The following is a 13,901-nucleotide window of genomic DNA, read 5'->3' as shown; positions in this document are numbered from 1 at the left end:
GGCTCTAGTTATTGGGCGCCCCGAACGATGCATCGACCAGCGGGACCCCGTATTCCTTGAGGATCGCCTGGATCTCGGGCGCCTTGGATTCGATCAGCCCCTCGACCTGCTGCTTCCATTCGCGTTCGCCGTAGCGCACGCCCATGGCCATCTGGTAGTCGAGCCGGATTCCCTTTTCGGATTTCAGCGGCACCACGACCAGGGCCGGCGTCTTGACGCGCTGGGCAAAGAAGCCGGCGATCGGACCCCAGACGACGACGGCGTCGAGCTTGCCCTCGGCCAGGTCCCGCTCGACGATCTCGCCCGGATACTGCGCCGGGTCGGCGCTCATGAGCTTGTAAGGCACGCCTTGTTCGAGCAGTCCGTGCCGGTTGAGCCATTGCGAGGCCGGCGAGCGGTCGTAGATGCCGATGCGCAGCGCCTTCAGCTTGGCCGGATCGAGCTTGAGGAAATCCTCGGCAGAGGCAACGTGGTCCATTCCCTTGCCCTTGGGGAAAACCAGGGCATAGGTCGAGCGGTAGTAGGGCTTGGTGACGGAGACCTCGTCGAGGCCGACCGGCACGCCCATCACGATGTCGCAGGGGTAGTCCTGTCCCGGCAGCTTGAAGCGCAGCGTGTTGCGGAAGAAGGCCAGCCGCTGCGGGAACGAGTAGTAGGTCACCGGAAGTCCGAGCGCCTTGCCGAACAGCTCGGCAATGCGGTTCTCGATGCCCTCGCCCTTGGTGTTGGAGAAGGGCATGTTGTTCGGATCCTGGCACACGCGCAGCGCCTTGCGCGCCGGCGTGTCCTGGGCCACGGCGGGAATCAGCGCGCAACAGCATGCCGCGCCCACGACGCCCGCGCGCAGGCGGGCGCCGATGGGCCGGGGCCTGCCAGCGGGCTGCCGGACGGTCATTTGTTTTCTTCCACTCTGGCGCGGGTGATCGCGCCGTCGGATCGGCCCTTGAGGTAGGCGTAGAGCTGGTTGATGTTGTCCATCACCGCGGGGTTGTTGCCGAAGCTCTGCATGCCCTTGTCGAGCTTTCCGTCTCGCACGATCTTGATGAACTCTTCCTTCTTCAGCGTCTTCAGGCTGTTGATGAGAGAAGGGCCGACCATGCCTTCCTGGTTGGGACCGTGGCAGCGATCGCAGGCGGCGGAGCGCCAGGCGCGAAATCCCTTCATGGTTTCCGGGTCCACCTTGTAGCCCTCGGTTACTTTGTAAGGCGCCGGGTCTGTCGCTGCGACGGCCATTGTGCAGGCCACGCCGGCGAGCAGAAGAAGGGACGGCAGCAACGTTGACGTACGAAATTTCATGGCTCCTGGGTCTCCGATATCTTTGGGAAAGTAGAGGGGAGAGCCCTCTCATGAGTGCTCTCCCGGCCCGCCCGCACATCGCGGCTTGTGGCTTGCGGCTCAGTTGCTCGGCAGCGCGAACACGGTCAGCGAACCGCCGAGCTCGGTGAACTGGCTCAGCTCCTTGTAGCCGCCGACAGCGCCGAGTCCTTCGGTGCTCTTCTCTGGATCGATGCCCGCTGCCATGCCGATGCCGGCCCAGCCGCCGATGCCGGAGAGGACGCCAATGAACTGCTTGCCCTTGTGCTCATAGGTGAACACGTTGCCGATGATGCCCGACGGGGTCTTGAACTTGAAGAGCTCCTTCTTGATGTCCTTGGCATCGACGCACTTGAGATAGCCCTCCAGCGTGCCGTAGCAGGAGATCCCGCCGGCGGTGTTCAGCGAACCGCTCCACACCGAGAACTTCTCCGCCTTGCTTTGCACGATCTTGCCGGTGCCGGCGTCCCAGGTGATGTAGTTGCCCATGCCGCCATGGCTGCTCGGCGTGGGATACATCGAGAGCGTGGCGCCCACGTAGGGCTGGCCAGCCGTGTATTCGACCTTGAACGGCTCGTAGTCCATGCAGACGTGGTTCGTCGGCACGTAGAAGAGCTTGGTGTTGGGGTCGTAGGAAGCCGGTTGCTGGTCCTTGCTGCCCAGCGCCGCGGGGCAGACGCCCTTGGTATTGACATCGGCACCGTTCTGCGCGGTCGAGTACTTGGCCACCACCTGCGGCCGGCCGGTCTTCATGTCGACGTGCGAGGCCCAGTTCACCTTGGGGTCGAATTTTTCGGCCACCAGCAGCGCACCGGTCACGCGGTCCAGCGTGTAGGCGAAGCCGTTGCGGTCGAAGTGCACCAGCGCCTTGGTCGGCTTGCCTTTGACGTTGATGTCCGCCAGGATCATTTCATTGATGCCGTCGAAGTCCCATTCGTCGAACGGCGTCATCTGGTACACCCAGTTGACCTTGCCGGTGTCCACGTCGCGCGACCAGATGCTCATCGACCACTTGTTGTCGCCGGGGCGCTGCGAAGGGTTCCAGGTCGACGGGTTGCCGGTGCCGTAGTACACGGCGTTGGTGGCCTTGTCGTAGCTGTACCAGCCCCAGGTGGTGCCGCCGCCTATCTTCCACTGGTCGCCCTTCCAGGTTTTCAGCGAAGAGTCCTTGCCGACCGGCGCGAGCTTGCCGTCGGTCCAGGTCATGGTCTTGCCGGGGTCCATCAGCATCTCTTCGTCCGGCCCGGTGCTGTAGCCTTTCCAGGCCAGCTTGCCATCCTTGATGTTGTAGGCAGCCAGGAAGCCACGCACGCCGAACTCGCCGCCGCTGATGCCGGTGATGACCTTGTCCTTGAAGACATGGGGCGCGTTGGTGTTGGTGGCGCCGACCTTCGGATCGCCGTTCTTCACCGACCACACCACCTTGCCGGTCTTGGCGTCGAGTGCGACCAGGGTGGTGTCGGCCTGTTGCAGGAAGACCTTGCCCTCGGCATAGGCCAGGCCGCGGTTCACCGTGTCGCAACACATGACCGCGATCACCGACTGATCCTGCTTCGGCTCGTACTTCCACAGGATCTTCTGGGTTTCGACGTCGAGCGCGAACACCTTGTTCGGAAACGGCGAGTGCAGGTACATCGTGCCGTCGACCACCAGGGGCGAGCCCTCGTGGCCGCGCAGCACGCCGGTAGAGAAGGTCCATGCGACCTGCATCTTGCCGACGTTGCTCTTGGTGATCTGGTTCAACTTGCTGTAGCGCTGGTTGAACATATCGCCCGCTTGCATCGCCCAGTTCTTCGAGTTCGCGACGTTCTTCTCTACATCGGCATTGGCAAGCGCCAAGGCCGGAAGAGCAAGCATCGCGACGCCGACATGCCGCACGAGACGGCTGACGATCTGCCTGGAAAATTTCATAAATGTCTCCTCACATTTGACAGTGGGTATCGAACACGAATTGGCAGCAGCCTTCGGATCTATTCGATCGGTTTGGCGAAGGCTGCGGACCGCAACATCCATGCCCACCATGCCGCCACGCAGTCGTCGAGCTCACCGATGCGGGTTCGATCGGCAGGGTGCGCTGTCTCTTCGGCGGATGCCGGTTTTCGAGGGCTGCAAGAGGACTATCGGACCTAGGGAAATCCCCAGCGTTGGATGCCTTCGCCGCGCCGCACGTCACGCGTCGCGGCGGCAATGCGCCGCATGCGCATCCAAATTTGACGCAAAGTGTCTCGCGCCAAGTACGGATGTCGAGTGCCGATGGGTTGCAAAGGCGCTTGCGCGGGCAAATGTGTAGGACGGATTCCAGGTGAAAACCCTGCGAAGGGCAGAGGCACAGAATTTGCGGATCGATAGCGAACGGCAAATACCCTTGATCATTGAAACTACGACAGCTCGACGAATCCCTTCTGCCTCCATGCTGCGAACCATTGACTTAACCAAGCGCTATGGCACGCGCACGGCCCTGCAGTCGTTGTCCTTAGGTCTGCCTGCGGGTCAGTTCGTGGCGCTGCTGGGGCCCAACGGCGCCGGCAAGTCGACGCTGTTCCAGGTCCTGACCGGCATGTTCGCCGCTGACGAAGGCGAGGTCGAAGTGGCAGGCCATTCGCTGCGCCATTCCGCGACCGCTGCGCTCAGGCATATCGGCGTCGTGTTTCAGCAGATGTCGCTCGATCTCGACCTCAGCATCCGGCGCAACCTGTTGTTCCAGGCCGACCTGCATGGCCTTCCGCGGCGGCTGGCGCAGGAGCGCATTGCGTCGGCCTGCGAGCGCTTGAACATCGACGCAGATCTGGACCGCAAGGTGCGCGAGCTGTCGGGCGGCAACCGGCGCAAGGTCGAGCTCGCGCGCGCGGGTTTGCATCGTCCGGCCGTTCTGTTGATGGACGAAGCCACGGTCGGGCTGGATCCGAAATCGCGCCAGGATCTGCTGGCCGCCTTGCGCGCGGACGTGCGCGAGCGCGGGGTGTGCGTGTTGTGGGCGACGCATCGGGTGGACGAAGCCGAGGAAGCCGACCGCGTGCTCGTGCTGCACAAGGGAGCGCTGCTGGCGGACGGCACGCCGGCGCAGGTGAGCCGGCTGCTCGGCGGCGACACGCTGGAAGAGGGCTTCATCGCGCGCACAACTTGAAACGTGAAAATCCCGAAAACAAAAGATGGAGACATGTATGCCAAGACCTTCTCGTCCGATCCTGCGCACGCGGCTTCGCGCCGCCGCCGGCGCACTGGCGCTGGCGGCCGCGAGCCAGGCCGTGCTGGCGCAGGGCGCCGCCTACGTGTCCAGCGAGAAAGATAGCGCGCTGACTGTGATCGACCTGGGGACGCTGGCGGTGAAGGGCACGATCCCCACCTGCAAGCGCGCGCGCCACATCCAGCTGACGCCCGAGCGCCAGCTGATGGTCGCCTGCACCGACTCGAACGAGGCCGACCTGATCGACCCTGCCAGCGGCAAGTCGGTGCGGCGCATCCCGCTGGGCGACGAGCCCGAGGCCTTCGATCTGTCGCCCGACGGCAAGGTCATCTATGTCTCCAACGAAGACGCGGGCGAGGCCAGCTTCATCGACGCGGCCAGCGGCAAGAAGCTGCGCTCCGTGAAGGTGGGCGCGGAACCGGAAGGCGTCAAGGTGAGTGCCGATGGCAAGACCCTGTACGTCACCTCAGAGGTGGCGAGCCTGGTGCACGTGATCGACACCGCCAGCGGCAAGGTCACCAAGAACATCCGGGTCGGCAAGCGGCCGCGGCGCATGGCGATCACGCCCGACGGCAAGGAGCTGTGGGTCACCAACGAGTTGGGCGCCAGCGTCAGCATCGTCTCGACCGCCACGCACGAGGTGATCGCCACCTTGAAGTTCGAGCTCAAGGGCGCGCGCGCCGAGGACATCACGCCCGTGGGTATCCAGATCACGAAGGACGGCCGGCGGGCCTTCGTCGGGCTCGGGCGCGCGAACCACGTCGCCTTCGTCGACGTGGGGAGCCGCAAGGTCGCCTCGCTGGTGCTGGTCGGCAAGCGTGCCTGGAACGTCACGCTCGACAAGGCAGAGGCGCGGCTTTACGTCGTCAACGGGCTGAGCGACGACGTGACGGTGGTCGACGTGGCGCTCGCCAAGGCGATCAAGAGCGTTCCGGTTGGACGCGTGCCTTATGGACTCGTGATCGTGGAATGAGGAAGCGCACACCGGTATCCTGGCTTGCGCTCGCGTCGCTGGCGGCAGTTCTGATCGACGCTGCGCCGGCGGCCGCGGCGGTGCTCAAGGCCACCCTGATCACGCCCGCAGACGATGCGCGCCTGGAGCGTTCGCGCGTCGAGCGCGCCTACCTCGGGCATCCGGGCGGACCGCTCGCAGAGGGCCTCGAGCTGGCCGTCGATGAGGCCAGGTTCGAGCTGGAAGCCGCGGGCGCGGAGGTGGCCCTGGCCAGCGTGCCGGCCGCTTCGGTCGATGCGGCGCGCGCGGCGGCCGTGGCGGCCGAGAAGAACGGCGCCGCGGTGCTGCTGACCGACCTACCTGCCGAATGGACACTGGCGGTGGCCGATGCCGTGAAGTTGCCGGTGCTGAACCTGAGCGACGCGTCCGACCGGTTGCGCCAGCAAGACTGCCGCGCGCGACTGTTCCATCTGATTCCCAGCGAGCGCATGCGCAGCGATGCGCTGGCCCAGACGCTGGTGTCGCGCAAATGGAGCAAGCTGCTCCTGCTGGTGGGCGGCAGCCCGCAGGATGCCTCGCGTGCGGCGACCGCGCAGGCGTCGATCAAACGCTACGGGCTGCAACTGGTGGGCAGCAAACCCTTCAAGCTGTCGGCGGACCCGCGCGAGCGCGACCTGGCCAACCCGCTGCTGCTGACGGCCGGCAGCAGCTACGACGCCGTCTGGGTGGTCGACAGCGACGGCGAATTCGCCCGCACGCTGCCTTATCGCACCGTGCTGCCGCGCCCGGTCGTGGGTGACGGTGGCCTGTTGGCGCTGGCCTGGCACGCGCAGTTCGAGCGCTACGGCGCGCCGCAGGTCGCGCGGCGTTTCGCCAAGGCCACGAAGCGGCCGATGACGGCGCACGACTGGGCCGCGTGGATGGCCGGCAAGACGCTGACGGCCGCGGCCATCGCCGCGCCCAAGGGGCCGAATGCGGCCTGGGCGCAGGCCGTGGCGAAGAGCTCGCTGGACGGTTCCAAGGGCACCGGCCTGAGCTTCCGCGCCTGGGATGGCCAGCTGCGCCAGCCCATGCTGCTGAGCGACGGGCAGGGCGTGATCGCGCAGGCACCGGCCGACGGCGTACTGCATCCGCGCAACGTGCTCGACACGCTTGGCGCCGATGCACCGGAGAAGCTATGTCCGAGCGCGCGCTGAAAACGCCGGAGAGCGCGAGTGCCGAGCCACTGGCGCGGCGCGGGCTGGGCCACGCCTTGCAGGCGATGCGCGCCATCGTGCTGCGCGAGCTGTACAAGTTCTCGCAGCAGACCGGGCGGCTGGTGTCGGCGCTGGTGCGCCCGTTGCTGTGGCTTGCCGTCTTCGCCGCGGGCTTTCGCAACGTCTTCGGCGTCGCGATCGTCGAGCCCTACGACACCTACATTCCCTACGACGTGTACATCGTGCCCGGGCTGGTCGGCATGGTGCTGCTGTTCAACGGCATGCAGTCGTCGCTCGCGATGGTCTACGACCGCGAGATGGGCCTGATGCGCCTGCTGCTTACCGCGCCGCTGCCGCGGCCCTGGCTGCTGTTCTCCAAGCTGTGCGCCACCGCGCTGCTGTCGGTGCTGCAGGCGCTCGCGTTCGTGGTGGTGGCCGCCCTGATCGGCACCGAAGTGCCGCTGCTGTCGCTCGCCGGCCTGCATGCGCTCGCGGCGCTGGCGGCCGGCGCGCTCATGCTGGGCGCGCTCGGGCTGCTGCTGTCGGTGCACATCAAGCAACTGGAAAACTTCGCCGGCACGATGAACTTCGTCATCTTCCCGATGTACTTCCTGTCGACCGCGCTCTACCCGCTGTGGAAGTTGCAGGAGTCGGGGGCCGAGTGGGTGTACCAGCTGGCGCGCTTCAATCCCTTCACCTACGCGGTGGAGTGGATCCGCTTCGCGCTCTATGGCAAGGACCCGGGCCTCGCGCCCTATGTCGTGTTGGGCTGCCTGATCGTCTTCTTCGGCCTGGCTTGCTGGGGCTACGACCCGCAGCGCGGCTTCGGCGGCCTGACCAAGCGGGGAGGGGGCACATGAGCCCCGCCCGGCCGCCCGAAGGGGCTCGCACCGCAGTGCGGAGCACGGAGGTTATCCAATGAGACTGCACGATCGCATCGACCGGCGCGGCTGGCTGCGGCGGGCCGCCGCACTGGCGCTGGGCGCGCTGCCGCTGGGCGGCGCGATGGCTTCCCCCGAAATCTTTCCTTCGCGCCCCGTCACGCTGTGGGTGCCTTGGCCCGCCGGCGGCGCGACCGACGTGTCGCTGCGGCTGCTCGCCGAACTGGCCTCGGTCTGGCTCGGCCAGCCGGTCCTCACCGAAAACCGCGGCGGCGCCGGCGGCACGCTGGCGATGCCGGTGCTGCAGCAGGCGCGGCCTGACGGCTACACCGTCGCCCAGATGCCGCAGCCGGTTTTTCGCGTGCCGCACACGCAGAAGGTGTTGTGGGACCCGATTCGCGACGTGACGCCGATCATTCAGGTTTCCGGCGTCACCTTCGGCGTGCTGGCTGCGGCCGCCAGTCGCATCCGTTCGCTCGACGATCTGTTCGCATTCGCACGCGCGCGTCCCGGCGAGCTGACCATCGCCACCAACGGCATCGGCACCACGCCGCACATGGTGCTCGAGGAGCTGTTGACTGCCCGCGGCCTGCGCTACATCCACGTGCCGTACAAGGGCACGGCCGAACAGTTGAACGCGATCGCCGGTGGGCAGGTGATGGCCGGCGTCAATTCCACCGGCTTCGGGCCGGCGGTCGATACGGGCACGCTGCGGCTGCTGGTGACCTTCGGCGCCGAGCGCTCGAAGCGCTGGCCCGAGGTGCCGGTGCTGCGCGAGCTCGGCTTCGACATCGTGGCCAAGTCGCCCTTCGGCCTGGCCGGGCCGCGCGGCCTGCCGCCCGGGGTGGTGACGGTGCTGCACGAGGCCTTCAAGAAGGCCATGTTCGACCAGCGCTTCAAGGACGAGCTGGCCAAGTACGACCAGGAGATCGATTACCTCGGCCCCGAGGCCTACGCGCAGTCCTGCCGCGAGATCTTCGCGCAGGAGCGCGCCATGGTGGACAAGCTGGGCCTTGCCCGCGCCGGCAGCTGAACAGGAAATCGCACCGATGAGCCAACCGAACCAGAAGACCACCCGCCGGCTGATCGGGCTGGCCGTCGCTGCGGCGGCCTGCCCGATGCAATCGCAGGCACAGGCGCAAGCCGCGCCAGTGGCCGCATTGCCCACCGTGGAAGTGGTGGGCACCACGCCCGTGCCCGGCATCGAGGTGCCCAAGGACCAGATCCCGTCCAACGTGCAAACCGCCGACGACGCGCAGCTGCGCCGCGCGCAGAGCCTGAATCTGCCGGACTTCATGGCCACCCGCTTGCCGAGCGTCAGCGTCAACGAGATCCAGGGCAATCCCTACCAGCTGGACGTGAACTACCGAGGCTTCACCGCGGGCCCCTTGCTCGGAACGCCGCAGGGCCTGTCGGTGTACCAGGACGGCGTGCGCATCAACGAACCCTTCGGCGACGTGGTGAACTGGGATCTGATCCCCAAGGCGGCGATCTCCAGCATCACGCTGCTGCCGGGCTCCAACCCCCTGTTCGGCCTCAACACGCTCGGCGGCGCGCTGTCGCTGCAGACCAAGCGCGGCGACACGCATCCCGGCACCGAGCTCGAGCTGCAGGCCGGCTCCTTCGGCCGGGTGAGCACCGAGCTCACGCACGGGCGCAAGCTGGGCGATGACGGGCATCTGTTCCTGGCGCTCGCCGGCCTCAACGAAGACGGCTGGCGCGACCACTCGCCCTCGCGCGTGCGCCAGCTCTTCGCCAAGGTGGGGCAGGACCGCGGAAAGCTTTCCTGGGACCTGAGCTTCACCCATGGCGACAACCAGCTGGTAGGCAACGGCCTGCTGCCCGAGTCCATGCTCATGCAGAACCGCAAGCAGGTCTACACGCGGCCGGACCGCACCGACAACCGGATGTCGATGCTGACGCTCAATGCCAGCTACCAGCTGAGCGACGTGCAGACGATCTCGATGACGGCGTACACGCGGCGCTCGCGCTACTCGACGCTCAATGGCGACTTGAACAACGACTTCGATCCGCCCGACGTCGAGGAGTCGGGCGTGGAGAACCGGACGAGGACGCGGCAGCACGGCGAAGGCCTGGCGCTGCAGTCGACGGTCAGCGCGAGCATTCATCGCTTCACCTTCGGCGCTTCCGTCGACCGGGCGCGCACGCGCTTCGCGCAGACCGAGGCCGAAGGCTTCCTCGACGCGACGCGTTCGGTGGTGCCGCTGGAAGAAGCCGAGGTCGACGCGCTGCTGGCGGGCAAGAGCCGCACGGCCAGCATCTACTTCCACGACCTGGTGACGCTCAGGCCCGACCTGCAGCTCAGCCTCTCGGGCCGCTACAACGACACCCTTGTGACGACCCGCGACGAGGGGCGAGCCTTGCTCGGGCTTCCCACGCAGCTCGACGGCGAGGGCCGCTACCGCAAGTTCAATCCGGCGGCCGGCCTCACCTGGCAGGCCACACCGCGGCTCACGGCCTATGGCGGCTGGAGCCAGGGCAGCCGTGCGCCGAGCCCGATCGAGCTGGGCTGCTCCGATCCGCAAAACGCCTGCGTGCTGCCGAATGCGCTGCAGTCCGACCCGCCCCTCAAGCAGGTGGTGTCGCAGACGCTCGAGGCCGGGTTGCGAGGCACTTTCGCGCCGGGCCTGAGCTGGAACGCCTCGGTCTTTCGCACCCTGAACAAAGACGATCTGCTGTTCGTCAGCAGCGGGCTGTCGCGCGGCTACTTCACAAACTTCGGGCGCACATTGCGCCGGGGCGTGGAACTCGGACTCGAGCAGCGGACGGACCCGCTGACATGGTCCTTGTCCTACAGCTACCTGCAGGCGAGATACGACTCTCCGGCGTGCCTGGTGTCCGAATCCAACAGCAGCGCCGAAACCAGCTCCGCGTGCGGCGGCGAAGGCGAGATCGCGGTGCGTCGCGGCGATCGGCTGCCTGGTTTGCCCGCCCACCATCTCAAGTTCAACGTCGACTGGCGGGTGACGCCGGCCTGGACGCTGGGAGCCCAATACCGCGCCTACTCGCGGCGATCCGTACGCGGCAACGATAACGGCGCACACACGCCCGACGGGGTCGAATTCAGCGGCACCGGCTACGTGGGCGGCTATGCGCTGCTCGATCTCACGACGAGCTGGAAGCTGGGCCGCAGCGTCGAACTCTTCGCCAAGGTGGCGAACGTGTTCAACCGTCGCTATGCCAGCGCCGGCCAGCTCGGCCGCAACGGCTTCGACGCCGGCGGCGCGGTGCTGCCGCCCGATGCATGGCGTAACGAGCAATTCGTGGCCCCGGGCGCGCCGCGCGCGATGTGGCTCGGCGTGCGGATGCAGCTTGGCTCCTGAGCGCGGATTCGTTCTCAGCCGCGCAGCGCGCTGCGTTTGCGCGCCGGCTTGCGCGCCGCCGGCAGATGGCCGAGCTGCTGCTGGATCTGGGCCTGGCCATGCGTACGCAGATAGTCCTCGAAGGCGAGCGCGACCTGCGGCAATTGCCGCGACGCGAGGTGCATGACGTACCAGTCCCGCACGATCGGATTGCCCGCCACGGGCAGGAGGCCGAGCAGGCCCGCGTTCATCTCGAGCACGCAGGTGTGCATCGACAGGAAGGCGATGCCGAAGCCCGCGGCGCACATCTGCTTGATGGCCTCGTTGCTCGACAGCTCGGAGCCGATGCGCAGCGGCAGGCCGTTGTCCTTGAAGAAGCGCTCGACCGTGGTGCGCGTGCCCGAGCCGCGCTCGCGCACCAGCATGCGCGTGTCCGACAGGAGGGCGAGGCTGGGCTTGGGCGCCGACATCAGCGGATGGCCGGGCGCCGCGAGAAAGGCCATCGGGTGCTTGGCGAAGGCGCTCGAATCGGTCTTCAGCTCGGCGGGCGGGCGGCCCATGATCGCGACGTCGATCTCCTGGCCCGCGAGCATGCGCACGATTTCGTCGCGATTGCCGACCTGCAGCTTGAGCTTCACCTTCGGGTGCTCCTTGGCGAAGTTCACCAGGATGGGCGGCAGCAGGTATTCGGCGGTGGTGATGGCGCCGACGCGCAGCGTTCCCGAGAAGACGCCCTGCAGCGTGGCCATTTCCTCGCCGGCCTCGCGCCACAGGTCGAGGATGCGCCCCGCATAGCCTGCCAGCAGCTCGCCGGCCTCGGTCAGCCGGATGCCGCGGCCGGTGCGCTGCAGCAGCGGCGTGCCGGCCGATTCCTCGAGCGTGCCGATCTGGATCGATACCGCGGGCTGGGTCAGGTGCATCTCGTCGGCCGCCAGCGACACGCTGCCGAGCCGGGCCACCGCGTGGAAGGTGTTGAGCTGGCGAAAGCTTGCGTGCTTGGAAAGGGGCATCGGACGATATTAGATTTGCCACATGTCAATGTCAAAAGATTTAATTTTTCCTAATCGTTGGCGAGTCCTACATTCTCCTCACCGACAGCACGAATCCATTCATCTCTAGAGGCGAATCCATGGGCAACATGAACGAAGCAACGCAGATCACCGATGCCAAGAAGCGGTACTCGGCCGGTGTGCTGAAGTACGCACAGATGGGCTACTGGGACGGCGACTACCAGCCGAAGGACACGGACATCCTGGCGCTGTTTCGCATCACGCCGCAGGAAGGCGTGGACGCCATCGAGGCCGCCGCGGCGGTGGCCGGCGAATCGTCCACCGCGACCTGGACCGTGGTGTGGACCGACCGGCTCACCGCCTGCGACATGTACCGCGCCAAGGCCTACAAGGTCGAGCCGGTGCCCAACAATCCGGGGCAGTACTTCTGCTACGTGGCCTACGACCTGTCGCTGTTCGAGGAAGGCTCGATCACCAACGTGACGGCCTCCATCATCGGCAACGTCTTCAGCTTCAAGCCGCTGAAGGCCGCTCGGCTGGAGGACATGCGCTTTCCGGTCGCCTACGTCAAGACCTTCGCCGGGCCGCCGACCGGCATCGTGGTGGAACGCGAGCGGCTCGACAAGTTCGGACGTCCCCTGCTGGGCGCCACGACCAAGCCGAAGCTGGGCCTGTCCGGGCGCAACTACGGCCGGGTGGTGTACGAGGGCCTGCGCGGCGGCCTGGACTTCATGAAGGACGACGAGAACATCAACTCGCAACCCTTCATGCACTGGCGCGACCGCTTCCTGTTCGTGATGGATGCGGTGAACAAGGCGAGCGCGGCGACGGGCGAGGTCAAGGGCAGCTATCTGAACATCACGGCCGGGACGATGGAAGAGATGTACCGCCGCGCGCAGTTTGCCAAGGAACTCGGCTCGGTGATCGTGATGGTGGACCTGGTGATCGGCTACACGGCCATCCAGTCGATGAGCAACTGGTGCCGGCAGAACGACATGATCCTGCACCTGCACCGTGCCGGCCACGGCACCTACACGCGGCAGAAGAACCACGGCGTGAGCTTCCGCGTGATCGCCAAGTGGATGCGCTTGGCGGGCGTGGACCACATCCACGCGGGCACGGCGGTCGGCAAGCTCGAGGGCGACCCGATGACGGTGCAGGGCTACTACAACGTCTGCCGCGATACGCACACCAAGGTGGACCTGCCGCGCGGCATCTATTTCGACCAGGACTGGGGCGCGCTGCGCAAGGTGATGCCGGTGGCCTCGGGCGGCATCCACGCCGGCCAGATGCACCAGCTGCTGGACCTGTTCGGCGACGACGTGGTGCTGCAGTTCGGCGGCGGCACCATCGGGCACCCGCAAGGCATACAGGCTGGGGCGACCGCCAACCGCGTGGCGCTGGAAGCCATGGTGCTGGCGCGCAACGAGGGCCGCGACATCGCCAACGAGGGGCCGCAGATCCTGCGCGACGCGGCCCGGTGGTGCACACCGCTGGCGGCGGCGCTCGATACCTGGGGCGAGATCTCTTTCAACTACGCCTCCACCGACACGTCCGACTATGTGCCGACGCCGTCGGTGGCCTGAACCGGTCCACGAGGAGAGACAGACATGCGAATCACGCAAGGCACCTTTTCATTCCTGCCCGACCTGAGCGACGAGCAGATCCGCCGGCAGGTCGAGTATTGCCTCGGCAAGGGCTGGGCACTCGGCATCGAATACACGGACGACCCGCACCCGCGCAACACCTTCTGGGAAATGTTCGGCAACCCGATGTTCGACATCCAGGATCCGGCCGGCGTCATGCTCGAGCTCGCGGCCTGCCGCAAGACCTTCGCGCAGCAGTACATCCGCGTCATGGCATTCGACTCGACCCACGGGACCGAGTCGGTGGTGATGTCCTTCATCGTCAACCGGCCGGCCAACGAGCCGGGCTTCCGCCTGATCCGCACCGAGGAGCCGGGCCGCACCATCCGCTACAGCATCGAGAGCTACGCCGTGCAGGCGCGGCCCGAAGGCGCGCGGTACTGAGGCGAAGCCAC

At 66.6% G+C, this 13,901-nt stretch carries 12 protein-coding genes; 8 read left to right on the top strand and 4 right to left on the bottom strand.

All coding sequences use genetic code 11. The annotated features are described in order from the left end of the window. Positions 1-4 precede the first annotated feature (4 nt). The 3 genes from BLS74_RS26440 to BLS74_RS26430 form a co-directional block, all read right to left on the bottom strand. The gene (locus tag BLS74_RS26440; protein WP_093110135.1) at positions 5-895 is read right to left on the bottom strand and encodes a substrate-binding domain-containing protein; all 891 of its coding nucleotides are present in this window, start codon (positions 893-895) and stop codon (positions 5-7) included. Beyond that, complete coding sequence (locus tag BLS74_RS26435) at positions 892-1,296, bottom strand: c-type cytochrome (RefSeq protein ID WP_093110134.1); 405 nt, start codon at positions 1,294-1,296, stop codon at positions 892-894. Before BLS74_RS26435 ends, BLS74_RS26440 begins: the two co-directional genes overlap by 4 nt. Positions 1,297-1,395: 99 nt before the next feature. Next, positions 1,396-3,225, bottom strand: coding sequence for a methanol/ethanol family PQQ-dependent dehydrogenase (locus BLS74_RS26430; protein WP_093110133.1), 1,830 nt, complete (start codon positions 3,223-3,225; stop codon positions 1,396-1,398). A 499-nt stretch (positions 3,226-3,724) separates the two neighbouring features. Here BLS74_RS26430 and BLS74_RS26425 point away from each other — a divergent pair, with 499 nt between their 5' ends. From BLS74_RS26425 to BLS74_RS26400, 6 genes are read left to right on the top strand one after another with little or no spacing between them, the layout of a single operon-like run. Continuing rightward, a complete protein-coding gene (locus tag BLS74_RS26425; RefSeq protein ID WP_093110132.1) occupies positions 3,725-4,438 on the top strand; it encodes an ABC transporter ATP-binding protein in 714 nt (237 codons plus the stop codon). Between the two features lie 37 nt (positions 4,439-4,475). After that, a complete protein-coding gene (locus tag BLS74_RS26420; protein ID WP_093110131.1) occupies positions 4,476-5,471 on the top strand; it encodes a PQQ-dependent catabolism-associated beta-propeller protein in 996 nt (331 codons plus the stop codon). Continuing rightward, positions 5,468-6,646, top strand: a complete 1,179-nt coding sequence (locus BLS74_RS26415; protein ID WP_093110130.1) for a type 1 periplasmic-binding domain-containing protein — start codon at positions 5,468-5,470, stop codon at positions 6,644-6,646. Before BLS74_RS26420 ends, BLS74_RS26415 begins: the two co-directional genes overlap by 4 nt. Then, positions 6,628-7,506 carry an ABC transporter permease gene (locus BLS74_RS26410; protein WP_093110129.1) on the top strand — a complete coding sequence of 293 codons (879 nt, stop codon included), beginning with the start codon at positions 6,628-6,630 and terminating at the stop codon, positions 7,504-7,506. Before BLS74_RS26415 ends, BLS74_RS26410 begins: the two co-directional genes overlap by 19 nt. Positions 7,507-7,564: 58 nt before the next feature. Further along, positions 7,565-8,560 carry a tripartite tricarboxylate transporter substrate binding protein gene (locus BLS74_RS26405; RefSeq protein WP_093110128.1) on the top strand — a complete coding sequence of 332 codons (996 nt, stop codon included), beginning with the start codon at positions 7,565-7,567 and terminating at the stop codon, positions 8,558-8,560. 16 nt (positions 8,561-8,576) lie between these two features. Continuing rightward, positions 8,577-10,871 carry a TonB-dependent receptor gene (locus tag BLS74_RS26400; RefSeq protein ID WP_244504003.1) on the top strand — a complete coding sequence of 765 codons (2,295 nt, stop codon included), beginning with the start codon at positions 8,577-8,579 and terminating at the stop codon, positions 10,869-10,871. 14 nt (positions 10,872-10,885) lie between these two features. On the opposite strand, the gene BLS74_RS26395 is transcribed toward BLS74_RS26400, so the two are convergent. Further along, the gene (locus BLS74_RS26395) at positions 10,886-11,860 is read right to left on the bottom strand and encodes a LysR family transcriptional regulator (RefSeq protein WP_093110127.1); all 975 of its coding nucleotides are present in this window, start codon (positions 11,858-11,860) and stop codon (positions 10,886-10,888) included. A 128-nt stretch (positions 11,861-11,988) separates the two neighbouring features. Between BLS74_RS26395 and BLS74_RS26390 the strand changes: the two genes are divergently transcribed. Together BLS74_RS26390 and BLS74_RS26385 are read left to right on the top strand one after the other, a co-directional pair. Beyond that, positions 11,989-13,446, top strand: a complete 1,458-nt coding sequence (locus BLS74_RS26390) for a form I ribulose bisphosphate carboxylase large subunit (protein WP_348272440.1) — start codon at positions 11,989-11,991, stop codon at positions 13,444-13,446. 24 nt (positions 13,447-13,470) lie between these two features. Next, on the top strand, positions 13,471-13,890 hold the full coding sequence (locus tag BLS74_RS26385; protein WP_093110125.1) for a ribulose bisphosphate carboxylase small subunit: 420 nt from the start codon (positions 13,471-13,473) through the stop codon (positions 13,888-13,890). The last annotated feature ends 11 nt before the right edge of the window (positions 13,891-13,901 follow it).

This window comes from Variovorax sp. CF079 (assembly GCF_900101545.1).
Taxonomy (GTDB): Bacteria; Pseudomonadota; Gammaproteobacteria; order Burkholderiales; family Burkholderiaceae_C; genus Variovorax.
This window is presented reverse-complemented; position numbering and strand designations above follow the sequence as displayed.

What these genes read in the sequence shown, in the direction of transcription:
- BLS74_RS26405 (WP_093110128.1), top strand. Translation starts at nt 7,565, where the DNA reads ATGAGACTGCACGATCGCATCGACCGGCGCGGCTGGCTGCGGCGGGCC.
- BLS74_RS26390 (WP_348272440.1), top strand. Translation starts at nt 11,989, where the DNA reads ATGAACGAAGCAACGCAGATCACCGATGCCAAGAAGCGGTACTCGGCC.
- BLS74_RS26385 (WP_093110125.1), top strand. Translation starts at nt 13,471, where the DNA reads ATGCGAATCACGCAAGGCACCTTTTCATTCCTGCCCGACCTGAGCGAC.
- BLS74_RS26440 (WP_093110135.1), bottom strand. Translation starts at nt 895, where the DNA reads ATGACCGTCCGGCAGCCCGCTGGCAGGCCCCGGCCCATCGGCGCCCGC.
- BLS74_RS26420 (WP_093110131.1), top strand. Translation starts at nt 4,476, where the DNA reads ATGCCAAGACCTTCTCGTCCGATCCTGCGCACGCGGCTTCGCGCCGCC.
- BLS74_RS26410 (WP_093110129.1), top strand. Translation starts at nt 6,628, where the DNA reads ATGTCCGAGCGCGCGCTGAAAACGCCGGAGAGCGCGAGTGCCGAGCCA.
- BLS74_RS26395 (WP_093110127.1), bottom strand. Translation starts at nt 11,860, where the DNA reads ATGCCCCTTTCCAAGCACGCAAGCTTTCGCCAGCTCAACACCTTCCAC.
- BLS74_RS26415 (WP_093110130.1), top strand. Translation starts at nt 5,468, where the DNA reads ATGAGGAAGCGCACACCGGTATCCTGGCTTGCGCTCGCGTCGCTGGCG.
- BLS74_RS26430 (WP_093110133.1), bottom strand. Translation starts at nt 3,225, where the DNA reads ATGAAATTTTCCAGGCAGATCGTCAGCCGTCTCGTGCGGCATGTCGGC.
- BLS74_RS26425 (WP_093110132.1), top strand. Translation starts at nt 3,725, where the DNA reads ATGCTGCGAACCATTGACTTAACCAAGCGCTATGGCACGCGCACGGCC.
- BLS74_RS26435 (WP_093110134.1), bottom strand. Translation starts at nt 1,296, where the DNA reads ATGAAATTTCGTACGTCAACGTTGCTGCCGTCCCTTCTTCTGCTCGCC.
- BLS74_RS26400 (WP_244504003.1), top strand. Translation starts at nt 8,577, where the DNA reads ATGAGCCAACCGAACCAGAAGACCACCCGCCGGCTGATCGGGCTGGCC.